The organism is Massilia sp. 9I (genome assembly GCF_902506415.1).
In the GTDB taxonomy this organism is placed as follows: domain Bacteria; phylum Pseudomonadota; class Gammaproteobacteria; order Burkholderiales; family Burkholderiaceae_D; genus Telluria.
In genome coordinates this window covers 3,710,245-3,724,692 of sequence record NZ_LR733275.1, presented here as the reverse complement: position 1 = coordinate 3,724,692, position 14,448 = coordinate 3,710,245, and the positions used below count along the sequence as shown (strand labels likewise).

General features: G+C 63.9%; 12 protein-coding genes. 5 read left to right on the top strand and 7 right to left on the bottom strand.

The features are described from left to right. Positions 1-456 precede the first annotated feature (456 nt). The 3 genes from GV068_RS16655 to GV068_RS16645 form a co-directional block, all read right to left on the bottom strand. Positions 457-1,743: an MFS transporter gene (locus GV068_RS16655; RefSeq protein ID WP_159700164.1), complete on the bottom strand. Its 1,287-nt coding sequence runs from the start codon at positions 1,741-1,743 to the stop codon at positions 457-459. 119 nt (positions 1,744-1,862) lie between these two features. Beyond that, positions 1,863-3,062: an HNH endonuclease signature motif containing protein gene (locus tag GV068_RS25250; protein WP_229464268.1), complete on the bottom strand. Its 1,200-nt coding sequence runs from the start codon at positions 3,060-3,062 to the stop codon at positions 1,863-1,865. A gap of 165 nt (positions 3,063-3,227) precedes the next feature. Next, positions 3,228-3,794, bottom strand: coding sequence for a flavin reductase family protein (locus tag GV068_RS16645; protein WP_159700161.1), 567 nt, complete (start codon positions 3,792-3,794; stop codon positions 3,228-3,230). Positions 3,795-3,933: 139 nt separating this feature from the next. On the opposite strand from GV068_RS16645, the gene GV068_RS16640 reads away from it, so the two are divergent. Continuing rightward, positions 3,934-4,434: a hypothetical protein gene (locus tag GV068_RS16640; RefSeq protein WP_159700158.1), complete on the top strand. Its 501-nt coding sequence runs from the start codon at positions 3,934-3,936 to the stop codon at positions 4,432-4,434. 12 nt (positions 4,435-4,446) lie between these two features. On the opposite strand, the gene GV068_RS16635 is transcribed toward GV068_RS16640, so the two are convergent. Next, complete coding sequence (locus GV068_RS16635) at positions 4,447-5,541, bottom strand: hypothetical protein (protein WP_159700155.1); 1,095 nt, start codon at positions 5,539-5,541, stop codon at positions 4,447-4,449. Between the two features lie 184 nt (positions 5,542-5,725). On the opposite strand from GV068_RS16635, the gene GV068_RS16630 reads away from it, so the two are divergent. Together GV068_RS16630 and GV068_RS16625 are read left to right on the top strand one after the other, a co-directional pair. Next, entirely contained in the window at positions 5,726-6,724 is a 999-nt protein-coding gene (locus tag GV068_RS16630) for a PHB depolymerase family esterase (protein ID WP_159700152.1), read from the top strand. A 75-nt stretch (positions 6,725-6,799) separates the two neighbouring features. Continuing rightward, positions 6,800-7,915 carry a serine hydrolase gene (locus GV068_RS16625; RefSeq protein WP_159700149.1) on the top strand — a complete coding sequence of 372 codons (1,116 nt, stop codon included), beginning with the start codon at positions 6,800-6,802 and terminating at the stop codon, positions 7,913-7,915. Here GV068_RS16625 and GV068_RS16620 read toward each other — a convergent pair. The 3 genes from GV068_RS16620 to infA form a co-directional block, all read right to left on the bottom strand. Next, on the bottom strand, positions 7,905-9,557 hold the full coding sequence (locus GV068_RS16620) for an ATP-binding domain-containing protein (protein WP_159700146.1): 1,653 nt from the start codon (positions 9,555-9,557) through the stop codon (positions 7,905-7,907). The genes GV068_RS16625 and GV068_RS16620 overlap by 11 nt on opposite strands. An 80-nt stretch (positions 9,558-9,637) precedes the next feature. Continuing rightward, positions 9,638-10,819: a fatty acid desaturase gene (locus GV068_RS16615; RefSeq protein WP_159700143.1), complete on the bottom strand. Its 1,182-nt coding sequence runs from the start codon at positions 10,817-10,819 to the stop codon at positions 9,638-9,640. Between the two features lie 86 nt (positions 10,820-10,905). Continuing rightward, positions 10,906-11,169: a translation initiation factor IF-1 gene (infA, locus tag GV068_RS16610; protein ID WP_159700140.1), complete on the bottom strand. Its 264-nt coding sequence runs from the start codon at positions 11,167-11,169 to the stop codon at positions 10,906-10,908. A gap of 354 nt (positions 11,170-11,523) precedes the next feature. On the opposite strand from infA, the gene blaOXA reads away from it, so the two are divergent. Together blaOXA and leuA are read left to right on the top strand one after the other, a co-directional pair. Then, complete coding sequence (gene blaOXA, locus GV068_RS16605) at positions 11,524-12,312, top strand: class D beta-lactamase (protein WP_159700137.1); 789 nt, start codon at positions 11,524-11,526, stop codon at positions 12,310-12,312. A 402-nt stretch (positions 12,313-12,714) separates the two neighbouring features. Further along, entirely contained in the window at positions 12,715-14,394 is a 1,680-nt protein-coding gene (gene leuA / locus GV068_RS16600) for a 2-isopropylmalate synthase (RefSeq protein ID WP_159700134.1), read from the top strand. Positions 14,395-14,448 lie beyond the last annotated feature (54 nt).

Here is a 14,448-nt window from a genome sequence, read left to right as displayed (position 1 = left end):
ATCCCGATCACAGTGTTCCCACGATATGGGTACCCCATCCATCGCAGGTACATTTTTTGCAGAGATGCGACTCTTATTGATCTTCCACGACCAATGCATCAAGTAAGCACGCTTCGGGGGCCGGAAAGTCGCGTTGATAGTCACCGTCGCCCCAGCGGCACGTAAGGCGTCAATGAACGCTTCCGCGTGGTCTCGAAACGGCAGCCGCAGATCTTGAAGATCTTCCGATCCGCGATATCGGGAAACCCAATCACGTCCGCTGAGTTCCAAGCTTGGTCCTGGCGCAGCCTTTTTGTCTCGGCCGTCCGTCGGCTTTTTAGTCATGCTCGCTCCATTAACGAGACTCACTATTAAAGATGAGCCTTGTATGGAGCACGTTGCGTTTGAACACAGTCTTGCCAACAGTGCCTAAAGCGTCAACATTCGGAACCGCCTAGCGCTCCGTGTAGCATGAGCTTACTCGTGCTCAGGGATTGGGCGAACAACCAGGAACTGATATGACATCGCCCCAAGGAAAGCGATGCCCGCGCCAGTCAGCAAGGCTGGCACGAAGGACCAGCTTTGCGCGATGTACCCGGTGAAGATCGGCGCCAAGGCTCCGCCAATAAACCCGCCAAAGTTCTGGATCGCGCCAAGTGAGGCAACGCGGCTGCGCGGCGCCACCGCAGTGGCGAGCGACCACGAACAGGCCGATGCCGCGTTGGCGAGGAAGATGACGACCGAGATGCAGGCGATGGCTGCGGTATTGCTCTCGACCAGCGCCGCTGGAATCGTGAACGCCACCATGCCCAGCATAGCCAGCACCACCGCCGTCCGGCGACCGGTCACGGCAGATGAAGCGTGCCGGGTGATCCGGTCGGAAGCCCAGCCTGCCACCAGGGCGCCGGCAAATCCGCACACGAAGGGAATCGTGGCTGCAATGCCGACGTAGGCCACGTCCATGTGGCGCTCGGTGCGCAGGTAACCGGGCAGCCAGGTCAGGAAGACCCAGTTCAGGTAGACCGAGCCAAAGAAGCCAAGCAGCATGCCCCAGGTAGCGCGGTGGCGGAAAAGTGCACGCCACGATGCGAATCCCGCCTTCGGAGCGGCTTCGAGACTCTGGCCTTCATCCAGGTAAGCGCGTTCGGCTTCCGACAATTCCTCCCGTACCGGATCGCGATACAGCATGACCCAGACTACGGCCGCGACGACGCCCAGCGCGCCCGTGACGAAGAAAGCCCAGTGCCAGCTGGTTGCGGCAATCAAGGGTGACAAGCACAAGGGCGCGAGCGCAAATCCGAGTGGCGACGCGGAGTTATAGATGCCGGTGGGCGTCCCGCGCGCCCGCAGCGGAAACCAGTTGCTGACGACCCGTGCCGCCGCCGGGAATTGCGGCGCCTCACCGATACCGAGCACGATCCGCGCCAATACAAACCAGCCGAAGCTCGACACCAGGCCGCCTGCAGTTTGCGCCAGCGACCACAGCACCAGACCCGCGCCAAGCAGCCAGCGTGGACCGATCTTGTCGACAAGCGCCCCAACTGGAAGCTGGCATAGCGCGTAGCTCCAGGAGAACGCTGAGAGCAACACCCCCATTTGGCTGAGCGAAAGATCAAGGTCGGCGCGAATGAACTCGTTGGCGACCGCAAGAGTGGCCCGATCAAGATAGTTGATGACACCAGTTACGACCAGCAGCACGAGTGCTAAGGCCTGACGGCGACGGATGCGTTGTGGTACAACTTTATTAGCAGTGATAGTGATCATTCCACGATCGTATCAAATCACTGTTCCCAATGTGTAAGATATTTTCAGTCTAATGACATCGCTCTTCAAGACCACGTGCGACAAATCTTATTGCATTAGGCCAGTGAACACTAACTGAATTAATCTTCAGCGATTGCGATCTTCGTATGCATCAGTGACATTCCCACCTGATTAAGTGAAACTTTCCCCCCATGAGTCGAGGTGGTAGCTTTCATCGCATACAACGAACCAAAGTGTCTCTCTCTGTGGCAGTTTGGGCAAAGAGCAATAGCGTTTTCAATTGTATCCTCACCACCCTGCGATAACGGCAGTCGATGGTGCACTTCCAAATACGGCTCTTCATTTGAGCTACGCAAAAATGGAGCTGGTTTGACACAGCTTTCGCAAATTCCTTGCGCTCGATACAGCACCTCTGCAATGACGTCCGGATTTCTCAAAAATGCGGTAGTTTTGACCGAATAAGAAATCGGGCGCTTCGGCGCCGTGGCAAGACGCTTTAGCCTTTCACTGCGTGTTCTCTCTTTAGATTTCCGAACACCCTTCTCCAATTTTTCCTGGACTTGTTCAAAGCTCATTACAGTCGCATTTGATACTTCACTGACCCTCCGGAGTTTGAATGCCTTTCTACCTTCATCTTCCTCTACGAGATCAACATAATTAAATACGCCACGGAAGATAAATGGAGCAGTCTCAGAATCTCGCGTAAAGGTAACAACCGGAATATCTGGGTTATCCTTAATCGCCTTATTCGGCTTAAAGTGCAGACCGAACTTACCAGAAATACTTTTGAGATAATATTTCAGAATCTCACCGCTCTGAATCCACTCATTTGGATAACGTCCTTCGGACAAAGTGGCCTTAATAATGACTGCAACGGGCTCATCATTTGCCTCCAGTACAAACATGCCTCCCGCTCGGGTATCATAATTTCGAGCCAGTATTAAAATGTCATGAACAGGATATTGCTGCCCGATCACAAAGTCGCTGATTTTCAAGCAATCGTTCGCCCAAGGCTGGAATCTTTCCTCAAATTTTCCGACGATATCCTCGAATGTCTCCAATCCGTGCTTCTTGATTTCCTGATAGATTGGATCATTCTTTGCCGCATTGAAGCGCTGCAGATAGTAGAGCAAATCCCCGACACGAGTGAACCGATCTAGCCACTGATCTGAATGTTTGATCTTATTTTTTATTTCTTGTGATAGTGCGCTGTTCAATGCCGGGATCTGCACTGTAGATTTAACGAATGCGCGAGCAAGTTCAATTGGATCCGCACGTTGTTCATCATTTTCTGCATCGCTTTTTACAATCGTTTCCATGTATCGCCTGTCCTCACTCAGCTAGGCAATCAATAGCTCAGGTTCGCTACTGTTGCACTAAAGATATTGAACAGATTCTACACGCAGTCGTGGGTGCTAAAACTTCGTGTTGTTCTATGACCTCAAAATAGGACTTTCTTATGCAGCTGGGTTACGGGCGCTTAACTATCGGGGCTCCATAGAAAGCAAAGCCGCCGAGCGGCGGCTGACCACCTTCCCCGCCACCATGAACACCCCGTCGCCGGTGTAGTGAAGCGTCTCCGGATGCTTCGGCGTCCTTGCCGCCCGCGCGGCGATCACTTCCCAGATGAAGAAGTTGTACTTGTCCACCAGGCTGTCGTCGTGCAGCCGGCAGGCGAAGTGCGCATGGCATTCGCGAATGGCCGGCGCATCGACGCCTTCCATCGTCTCCGGCGTCAGGTCGAAGCGCTCGAACTTGTCGATCTCGCTGCCGGACGTGGTGCCGATGCCGACCACCGCATCCAGCAGCGCCGTCGTCGGCAGATTGATCACGCACTGGCGGCTTTGCCGCACCAGCTCGAAACTGTGGTTACTCGATGCAATCACACAGCCCACGAGCGAGGGTGAAAACTCCATGACCATGTGCCAGCCCATGGTCATGATGTTGCGCTCCCCTTCCCAGCTTGAACTGACGAGCACGATCGGCCCCGGCTCCAGATAGCGCCGAATCTTTTCCAGTGGAACATCCTGCTTCATATACCTGCGTGCCATGTCCGTCCCCTCGCGTACGTTTGCCTGAGGCAAGCCCGGTTTTCCAGGCTGAGTTGCTATAGTAAGACCCATCAGCAACCAGCCGGAGCACGCACCGATGCGACTTCTTCATCGAGCCGCCACCACACTCGGAGGGATTTTGGTTTCTACTATCGCACTCGCCGCGCCCGAACAGCAGGCCGCGGCCTTCATGGACATCTATTCCTCGCACTGCCTGAAGTACCTGCACGACTTCGACGGCCTGCGCAAGCAGCTCGCGCCCCTGCCGCAGCTCCCCGCGGAGGCGGCGGCGATGTTCCTGCAGGGCGCCAAGGGCGGCGCCTGGTCGGTGCCGAGCAAGCACGGGCAGTTCGTGCTGGTGGTCCATTCGGACAAGAACCTGTGCGCGCTGTACGCCAAGACGGTGCCGGCCGCGACGGCCCAGGCGATGTTCGAGAAGGTGGTGGGCAAGGCGCCTGAACCCTTCCGCGCCGAGCGCAAGCGCAATACCTCGGACAAGGGACCGGACGGCGTCAAGAGCACCGTTGCCTACGAGTGGAGCACGGATAAGTCCGAGCGCAAGCCACTGTTCGCGCTCACTACCACCACCAGCAAGAGCAGCGTGGCGCAGGGCGTCGCCACTGCCGCCATCGGCCACTGATCCTGCCCTGGCTCAGGGCAGCTTGATCTTGATGACCGCGTTGCCCGAGGTCGCGTAGAGGTTGCCCTTGCCGTCATTGGTAATGCCGCGCAGCGGCGCCAGCGTGCCGGGCAGGTTCCCGGCCTGCAGCGTGGCGCTGCGCGCGGTGCCGGCCACCGTTGACACCACGCCCGCCGGCGTGATCCTGCGCACCAGGTTGTTGACCGCGTCGGCCGCGTAGACATTGCCCTGCGGGTCCACCGTCAGGGCCACCACCTCTTCGAAACTGGCCGCACTGGCGCTGCCGTTGGCTGCACCGCGCGCGTTCGGCGAACCGGCCAGCCGGTTCAGGACGTTCATCGTGGCGATCGTGGCGCTGTTGGTGCGGCTGATGGTGCGCTGCAGGTCGAACACGTAAACGTTGCTGCTGCTGTCCGTCGCGACACCGCGCGCCTCCGGGTTGCGCGTGCCCATCAGGTCCTGGGCCACTTCCGGCCCTTCCAGCATGACGGTGCCGCCCGCGAAGCGGCGCGTGCTCAGGCCGTTGGTCACCAGCAACTGGCCGCGCGGATCGACCGCGATTCCTTTCGGTTTGACCGCCGGCATGCTGGCCGCGGTGACGTTGCTGCCCACCGGGATGGTCGCATACGTGCCGACCTGGCCGTTGCTTGCGACGCTGCGGATGCGCATGTCGTCCGTGACGTACAGGGTGCCGTTGCTGTCGATCGCCAGCGCCAGCGGTTCGACGAAGCGGGCACGGTCGCCCGCGCCGTCGACGTACTGGTTCGAATTGACGGCACCGGCCAGGGTGGTGACGGCGCCCGCCGGCGTGATCTTGCGGATCAAATCGTTGCCGGAGTCGGCCACGTACAGGTTGCCGGCGGAGTCGATGGCGATGCCGCTGGGGGTGTTGAAGCGCGCCGCCGTGCCGCTGCCGTTGGCGCTGCCTGCATCCGTGGCGCTGCCGGCGACGATGGTGATGGCTTGCTGCGCGGGCGGCGGCGGCTGTTCCTCGTCGTCGTCCTTGGGCGGATGGTCGCCGCAGGCCGTCAGCAGCAGCATCAGTGCCGATGCGCCGAAGAGCTTGAGGCGCGGGCGCGCGGACGTGCCAAGAACCGGTCGTTTCATCGTTATCTCCAGGCTGCAATGGGCAAAATGCTAGCACGGAAGCAGCGCCCGGACCGGCGCGATGTCCATGCTCTCAGCATGAATCAAGCTTCACGCATGCATCCTGCATCTTCTCGCCGCTTTCTATCCGCTTGAGAAAGTGGTGTGGTTCAATATCGCCAATTCAAACAAGCGAACCCTGTCCATGCCCGGTTATGCCAGCGTCAAAGCACACCTCGATGCCGTCCTGCGCGGCAGCAGCGACAGCATGCGTCCTGGCCTCGTGCCCGTGGCTGCCACGCTGGCGCGTCCGGAAGGCGCGCGCCGCTACCTGGTTGCGGCGCCGCCAGGTTCCAGCCCCGGCGGACGGCCGCTGGTCGTGATTCTGCACGGCGCCGGCGCGTCGGCGCAGCAGGTGTTGGGCCAGGCCTTTCCGCCGTCGCCGCTGTCCGTGTTTCTCGAGATCGCGGCGCGCGACGGCCTGGTGGTGATCGCGCCGGATGCCGGCAAGGGCGGCTGGAGCGACTGCTTCGCGGCGAGTGAGCGCGTGGCCCGCAAGGACGACGTCGGCTTCATCGGGGCACTGATCGACCACGCGCTTGCCCACCACGATGTCGACCCTGGCCGCGTCTACCTGATCGGCGTCTCGCGCGGCGGCTGGATGGCCTATCGCGCGGCCGCCGAGATCCCGCAGCGGCTGGCGGCGTTCTCGGTGGTGCTGGCGGGGATGCCACCGCCCGGCCGCTGCCCGGAGCCCACCACGCCGCTGCCCGCGCTGGTGTTCGGCTGCACGGCGGACCCGCTGATCCCCTACCACGGCGGCAAGCACCGGTACGCGCCCTGGTTCATCGAACCGGTGCGTGGCATCGAAGACAGCGTGCGCGCCTGGCGTGAACTGGCCGGGCTGCCCGATACGCCGGAGGTCGTGCGGGTCGCTCCAAGCGACCCGCGCGGCCGCACCAGCGTCACCCGCAGCATGTGGGGGCAGGACCCAAGCGGCATGCAGGTGGGCCTGTACCGCATCGACGGCGCCGGCCACGCGGAGCCGAGCCGGCTGAAGCGCTACCCGCGCTTCATCAACTGGCTGACCGGCCTGCAGAACGCCGACCTGGAGGTGGCGGAAGCGGCCTGGGAGTTCTTCCGCGCGAAGCGCTCATGCGCATCTCATCCGCAAACGGGGCCGGTTCACACACGCATTGCCTGACTTCGCTCCATTCCCGGTGTCGGTCTTGAAACCGGCGTGCTCCAATAGCCGCAGCTCGCAACCACGGAGGCCCACATGAAGACGCTACCGGATTCGCCCATTGCACGCATGCGTGCGTGCTTCCTCGCGCTGGCGCTGGCCGCTCCCGCAGTGTGGTCCGCGCCGATGCCGGCCTGCGACACGGCCTCCATCGCGGCGGCGGGCTTTGCGCCGCAGGCGCTGTGCCGGGTGCTGGATGCGTCGCTAAGCGACGGCGCCAACGTGCATGCGATCCTCGTCATGCGCCACGGTGCCCTCGTCGTGGAGCGCTACTACGCGGGCAAGGACCGCTCGATCTGGTCGCTGTTCGCGCGCACCGTGCAGTTCGATGCGGACACGCGCCACGACCTGCGTTCGGTCAGCAAGTCCGTCACCAGCCTGTTGTGGGGTATCGCACAGGCTGAGGGGCGCACGCCAGGCCTGGATACGCCCGTGCTCGACCTGTATCCGGAACTGGCCGACCTCAAGACCGGGGGCCGCGGGGCGATCACGCTGCGCCAGCTGTTCACCATGACCAGCGGCCTGGCGTGGGAAGAGCCAATTCGCTATGGGATGGGCAACGACGAGACCGGCCTGTACTGGCGCAGCTCGCAGGCGCGCTACCTGTTCGACCGGCCGCTGGCGGCCTCGAACGGCTTCAACTACAACGGCGGCGCCACCGCGGTGCTGGCCGACATCCTGGCGCGGCGCACCGGCATGCCCGTGACGGAATATGCCCGTCACAAGCTGTTCGCGCCACTCGGCATCACGGATTGGGAATGGCAGACCGACCTGCGCGGCCGTCCGATGGCCTTCGCCGGCCTGCGCATGCGCCCGCGCGACCTTTTGAGGATCGGCCAGCTGGTGCTGCAGCGCGGCCAATGGCAGGGCAGGCAGATCGTGCCGGCGGCATGGATCGACGAATCCCTGGCGCCGCGCGTGGAGACCGGCGACGGCCTGCAGTACGGTTACCAGTGGTGGAGCGGGACGGTGGAGGCGCTGGGCGGCCGGCACCGCTGGCATGCGGCTGTCGGCAACGGCGGGCAGCGCCTGTTCGTCGTGCCCGCGCTCGATCTGGTCGTGGTGATCACGGCCGGCGGCTACAACGAAGCGGGGAGCGGGCGGCATGCGAACGGCGTATTCCGCGCGCTGGCCGCCAGCCTTACACCTTGAGGTCCACGCCGCCGCTCATGCGGTCGAGGAACTGCACCGAGGCGCGCTCGCTCATCACCAGCACCAGCTTCAGGCGCGCGCGCGTCATGCCCACGAAGAGTTTGCGCAGCGTGGGTTCATCCATCTCGTCGAAATCGATCTCGGTGAAGATCAGCGCCGGCGCCGACTGGCCCTTGAAGCGGTACACCGATTCGGCCAGCAATCCTCCCTCGCGGAATACCGGGTTGCCGAACAGGTCGTAGGCGCCGGTGAAGGAGCGCAGCGTGTGGGCGTCGCTCAGTTTATCGAGCTTGAGGATGGCCGATTTTTCGCGCCCGCGGAAGGAGCAGATCGCGATGTCGGTGCGCCCGAAGCCGGCGGCCAGGCACAGGGTGACGGCGCGCCGGGTCTGCGACAGCATGGCCTCAAGGTCGCCTTCCGGGTAGGTGAGTTCTTCGATGTCGGCGCCCTTGAACGGGCTGCCCGCCTCCACCGGCTGGCTGACGGCGCCGATCGACCCGAGCATCTGCACCACCTCGCGCGGGCTGCGGTAGTTGGTGTTCGAGTGCAGCACCACCCAGTCGGGCAGCGGCACCATCTCCTTGCCATACAGGTTCTGGTCCGGGTCTTCCAGCCAGATCGCGCGCCCGCCCTCCTTCAGCATGCGCAGCACGATGTCGCGCCAGGTGGTCGTGAAGTCCTGGCCCTCGTCGACGATGACGACGTCGTACTGCCAGGTCTCGGGCAGGTCGGCCGAGGCCAGCACGCCCTCGATGTCGGCCCACACGGTGGGCGAGCCGTAGTCCGGCGTCTTCCCCTGCGCGCGCAGCCAGGCGTCGCACAGCTCGTGGAAGTTGGCCACCCGGCCCCCGGCGGGCACCAGGCGTTCGATATGGTCGGCCAGCGGGCGGTTGAAGCAGACGTAGAGCGGGCGCAGGCCGGCATCGATGGCGGCGGTGTACTCGGCCAGCGCCAGCTGGGTCTTGCCGCTGCCGGCGGTGCCCATCACGCGCAGGCGGAAAGGTGAAAACTCGAGCCGGCGCGCCCAGGTGGCCAGGCCGCCGGACAGGCGCGTCACCATGCTGGTGGCGCAGCCGATCATCGAGCTCGGGTCGGGGCGCAGGCTCAGGGTGTCGCCGAGGTAGCGCGTGACGCGGTCGAACTCCTCGGTGCGCGGGGTGAGCGGCAGGATCTCGCGGATCTTCGCGCCCAGGCGGCCCTTGTTGGTGGCGTCGATGATGTGGCTGGGGTCGATGCCGGCCTGCTGCGGGTCCTTGACGATGTAGTCGGGGCAGTACAGCAGGTAGTCGATCGACAGCTCGCCCTGGTAGCGCTTGGCGAAGCCCTCGATGGTGTGCAGGATCTGGTGGCGGATCTTGCGCGGCTTGCCCTGGTAGTTCTTCACCAGGCCGTCCTTGGATTCGTTGAGGAAGCCGGCAATCTGTTCGATCAGGAGCAGCCTGCCGTTCGGCGCCACGATGATGAAGTCGATGTCGCCGTAGGCCGAGAAGCCGTGTTCGACATTGGTCCAGTGGACGCCGTGGTAAATCTCGTAGGGCGTGTCGGACAGGCGCTTCTCGAGCAGCGTCAGGGTTTCGATTTCACGTGCGGCGGAACCGGTGACGGACATCTCGCGCCAGCCGGCAGGATGGATATGGGCCATGGATCGTCGCTCACCTCTTTTTAGGATAGCAACATTGTAAGGCCGATCATGCTTGTTGCCAGCACCGTTGAACCGGGCGCTTACGCATACCCCCGCAACTCCGCCGCAAACGCGCGCATGTGGGCGCACTTGTCCGCCGCCGCCTTGGCGCACCAGGCGCTCAAGGCCTCCAGCAGCTGCTCCTCGCTGGCCAGCGAACGGTGCCACAGCTGGGCCAGCTGCTCGCGCAGGGCCTGCACCCGGCGCAAGTAGTCGCTGGACGCCAGCAGGCCGCCCAGCCGGCCCGCTTCATCCCCGTCCAGGTAGCCCGGATCGCGGCTCAGCAGGCGCAGCGCGGCCTTGCGGTTGAGACCCGCGGCCAGCGGGAGGCTGCGCAGCTCGCGCCGCCACACGGGCTTGAGGCGCGCGGTCAGCGCCGCCATCACGCGCGCACGGTTGGCCAGCACGGCGCGCAGCGTGGCGGCGTCGACCTGCGCATGGCGGTAGCGGATGCCGGGTGGCGCCGGCAGCGGCCGCGCCCGCGCCAGGCCGAGCGCCTGCAGCAGCCGGATGTACATCCAGCCGATGTCGAACTCGTACCATTTGACGGACAGCTTGGCCGAGGTGACGAAGGTGTGATGGTTGTTGTGCAGCTCTTCGCCGCCGATCAGGAGGCCCAGCGGCACGATATTGGTCGCGGCTTCCTGGCAGTCGAAGTTGCGGTAGCCGATGGCGTGCCCGGCGCCGTTGATGACGCCCGCCGCCAGCACCGGGATCCACAGCATCTGGATGCCCCAGACCGACAGCCCGACGATGCCGAACAGCGCCACGTCGATGATGAGCAGCAGGCCCACGCCCTGCCAGCTGAAGCGGCCGTACAAGCGGCGTTCGATCCAGTCGTCCGGACAGCCGGCGGAATAATGCGCGATGGAGTCAAGGTCGCGGCTGGCGCTGCGGTACAGCTCGGCCCCGCGCAGCAGCACGGTGGAGAGGCCCGCCTGGCGCGGGCTGTGCGGGTCACCGGGACGTTCGCAGTGGGCGTGGTGGCGGCGGTGGATGGCGACCCATTCGCGCGTCACCATGCCGGTGGTCAGCCACAGCCAGAAACGGAAGAAGTGCGCCACCATGGGATGCAGCGAGAGCGCGCGGTGCGCCTGGTGGCGGTGCAGGTAGACGGTGACGGCGACGATGGTTACGTGGGTGGTGAGCAGCGTCCAGGCGACAATGCCCAGGAAGGATGTGCTCGTCAGGCCATCGGCCAGGAAACCCAGGAACGCGTCCATCGCTTGCTCCCATGTCGGATGAGGGAGCCATTATGCGCGCTTCCATTGCAGGAAGCGCGCGCCTGCATTGCGCAGGCTGAGCTGGATCAGCGGCGGCGCGGAGCCGGACGCGGACCCGAAGGACCGCGGTTCTCGATGTGGCGGAAGGTGATACGGCCCTTGTTCAGGTCGTACGGCGACATCTCGAGGGTGACGCGGTCGCCCGCGATGATGCGGATGTGGTTCTTCTTCATGCGGCCCGAGGTGTAGGCGATCAGCTGGTGACCGTTTTCGAGGTTAACGCGGAAACGCATCTCAGGCAGGATTTCGGACACGAGTCCGTTCATTTCGATCAGTTCTTCTTTGGCCATTGCTAATTCTCCTAATGCGTGGATGACGGCCCGCACGGCGCGCGGGTCGCTGAATCGTCGGTCGCACCGCCCGGAAAAGCATGGCGGCGTGGGTAGTGGTGCTCGTGCTGGCCTGACCGTGGCCAGGGTGGAGAGAAGGAAGCGCGCGGACCGCTGCGGTGCAGGACGGTGGCGGAGGCTTGGGCGGCGGCGCGGTGTGCGTTCAACTGCGGGGCCGGGAGGAAGTCGGAAGCGCTGCTTCGACGACAGACCGCCAGTATATCACTTATGGTGCTTCCCTGCAGAAAGGGCCCGGTTTGGCCGGCGCGCCGAATGTTGCAAAATTGCTATACTGCATCTTTTGATGGAGGCTCGATGCACTTGAAATCCCTGATGGCGCTGGCGCTGCTAGCTGGCGCGGCGCTTCCCGCTGCAGGCCAGGGCGCGATCCGCTGCACCCTGCTGGTGGACGCCGACACTGGCAAGACGCTGGTGCGCGACGGCCAGTGCGAGCAGCGCGTGTCTCCGGCCTCGACTTTCAAGGTGGCGATCAGCCTGATGGGCTACGACAGCGGCATCCTGGTGGACGAGCAAAACCCGCTGCTGCCTTTTCGCGCTGGCTACGTCGACTGGCTGCCGGAATGGCGCACCGCGACCGATCCGGCCGCGTGGATGAAGCTGTCCGTGGTCTGGTATTCGCAGCAGCTCATCACGCGCCTGGGCGCCGAGCGCTTCCAGTCGTACATCGACCGCTTCGACTACGGCAACCGCGACGCCTCCGGCAACCCGGGCAAGGCGGACGGCCTGAGCCAGGCCTGGCTGAGCAGCTCATTGAAGATCTCGCCGGACGAGCAGGCCGTGTTCCTGCGTAAGCTGGTCACCCGCACCCTGCCGGTGTCGCGCAAGGCGGTCGACATGACCGCGTCGATCATGCGCTACCCGATGCTGCGCAACGGCTGGGACCTGTACGCCAAGACCGGCACCGGCTCGGAGCCGGGCATGCAGCCGCATGGCTGGCTGGTGGGCTGGACCACCAACGGCAAGCGCACGGTGGTGTTCGTGCGCCTGGTGCAGGATGCCAAACGTGAGAACGGCGCCCGCGCCGGCCTGCGCGTGCGCGACGCCTTCATCAAGGAGCTGCCGGCGCTGCTGGAGCGCCTGTAAGTATTCCGCACCGCACAAATATTTGCTTGACACGCCATCCGCTCTTCTTTTAGAGTGGATCGCATGTCTTTCCACCTGCATCTGTCGACTTCCCTACCTGCCGCCGGCGCGCTAGCGCTGGCTGCCCTGCTACTACGCGCGTAATCCACGCCGTACGTCCCGGCTCTCCGCCGGTCCCCAAGCAGTCAAGGAAAGTTGCACCGATGTCCAAGATTCCGTTCCACTCCCAGTCGTTCTCCACCACCGGCGCTACCCTGCCGGAAGCTTCGCGCGCCCAGTTTCGTCTGCTGCTAAAGCTACCGACCGGTTGCCGGGCCTAGCGTTCGTGGCCCGCCCGGCAGCCTGCCGCCACACCACCGCCCCCACAGGGCCCGTCGTGTCACGCAATCAGGAGCAAACGAAATGTTGAAGAATCCCGCCGCCAAATACCGTCCTTTCCCTGCCGTCCAGCTGGCTGACCGCCAGTGGCCGAGCCGCAGCATTACCCGCCCGCCGATCTGGATGAGCACCGACCTGCGCGACGGTAACCAGGCCCTGATCGAGCCGATGAGCCCGGAGAAGAAGCTGCGCTTCTTCGAGATGCTGGTGAAGATCGGCATCAAGGAGATCGAGGTCGGCTTCCCTTCGGCTTCGCAGACCGACTTCGACTTCGTGCGCATGCTGGTAGAAGAGAACCGCATTCCGGACGACGTCACCATCATCGTGCTGACCCAGGCGCGCGACGAACTGATCCGCCGTACGGTGGAAGCTGCCGCCGGGGCGAAGCAGGCCATCGTCCACGTCTACAACTCGGTGGCGCCGGTGTTCCGCCGGGTGGTGTTCGGCATGGAACGCGAGGAGATCGTGCAGATCGCCGTCAAGGGCACCCGGCTGATCAAGGAGCTGGTAGCAGGCCATCCGCAGACCCGCTGGGGCCTGGAATACTCGCCCGAATCCTTCTCCACCACCGAGCTCGATTTCTCGAAGCAGATCGTGGATGCCGTCAGCAGCGTGTGGCAGCCGACCATCGAGAACAAGATGATCGTCAACCTGCCGTCCACCGTGGAAGCCAGCACGCCCAACGTCTACGCCGACCAGATCGAGTGGATGTGCCGCCACCTCGAGCGGCGCGAAGCCCTCGTCATCAGCGTGCACCCGCACAACGACCGCGGCACTGCGGTGGCGGCGGCCGAGCTGGCGGTGATGGCCGGCGCCGACCGCGTCGAGGGCTGCCTGTTCGGCAATGGCGAACGCACCGGCAACGTCGACCTGGTGACGCTCGCCATGAACCTCTACACCCAGGGCATCGACCCGGGCCTGGACTTCTCGGACATCGACGCGGTGCGCCAGCTGGTGGAGGAATGCAACCAGCTGCCGGTGCACCCGCGCCATCCGTATGCGGGCGACCTGGTGTTCACTGCCTTCTCCGGCTCGCACCAGGACGCCATCAAGAAGGGCTTCGCGGTGCAGAAACCTGATGCGATCTGGGAAGTGCCCTACCTGCCGATCGACCCGGCCGACCTGGGACGCAGCTACGACGCCGTCATCCGCGTCAACAGCCAGTCAGGCAAGGGCGGCATGGCCTACCTGCTGCAGCAGGAGTATGGCCTGGAGCTGCCGCGCCGCCTGCAGATCGAGTTCTCACGCGCGGTGCAGCGCATGGCCGACGCCACCGGCCGCGAAGTCGCCGCCGCCGACATCCACGCGCTGTTCTCGCGCGAATACCTGGAACAAGGCACGCCTTACGATTACGTATCGCACCGCATGGTGGAAGACAGCGCGCAGGGCGTGCAGATTTCCCTGAACCTGGCGCGCCACCACGCGCCGCAGGCCTTCGAGGGGCGCGGCAACGGCCCGATCGACGCCTTCGTGAACGCGCTCGGCCTGGACGTGCGCGTGATGGACTACCACGAGCATGCGATCGGCCGCGGCGCCGACGCGCGCGCCGCCTGCTACGTCGAACTGCGCGTGGGCAGCGGCCAGACCCTGTTCGGGGTCGGCATCGACAGCAATATCGTGACGGCCTCGTTCCGCGCGGTGCTGTCGGCGGTGAACCGCCACCTGGCGATTGCCGGCACGGAAGAGACGGCGATCGCAGCCTGAGGTAGCGCGAGACTGTTGCATTGGTGCATATAAAAGTATTGCTACAGTGAAAAA

Coding starts and splice junctions, on each gene's coding strand:
- GV068_RS16635 (WP_159700155.1), bottom strand. CDS start 5,541: ATGAAACGACCGGTTCTTGGCACGTCCGCGCGCCCGCGCCTCAAGCTC.
- GV068_RS16620 (WP_159700146.1), bottom strand. CDS start 9,557: ATGGCCCATATCCATCCTGCCGGCTGGCGCGAGATGTCCGTCACCGGT.
- GV068_RS16655 (WP_159700164.1), bottom strand. CDS start 1,743: ATGATCACTATCACTGCTAATAAAGTTGTACCACAACGCATCCGTCGC.
- blaOXA (WP_159700137.1), top strand. CDS start 11,524: ATGCACTTGAAATCCCTGATGGCGCTGGCGCTGCTAGCTGGCGCGGCG.
- leuA (WP_159700134.1), top strand. CDS start 12,715: ATGTTGAAGAATCCCGCCGCCAAATACCGTCCTTTCCCTGCCGTCCAG.
- GV068_RS16625 (WP_159700149.1), top strand. CDS start 6,800: ATGAAGACGCTACCGGATTCGCCCATTGCACGCATGCGTGCGTGCTTC.
- infA (WP_159700140.1), bottom strand. CDS start 11,169: ATGGCCAAAGAAGAACTGATCGAAATGAACGGACTCGTGTCCGAAATC.
- GV068_RS25250 (WP_229464268.1), bottom strand. CDS start 3,062: ATGGAAACGATTGTAAAAAGCGATGCAGAAAATGATGAACAACGTGCG.
- GV068_RS16645 (WP_159700161.1), bottom strand. CDS start 3,794: ATGGCACGCAGGTATATGAAGCAGGATGTTCCACTGGAAAAGATTCGG.
- GV068_RS16615 (WP_159700143.1), bottom strand. CDS start 10,819: ATGGACGCGTTCCTGGGTTTCCTGGCCGATGGCCTGACGAGCACATCC.
- GV068_RS16630 (WP_159700152.1), top strand. CDS start 5,726: ATGCCCGGTTATGCCAGCGTCAAAGCACACCTCGATGCCGTCCTGCGC.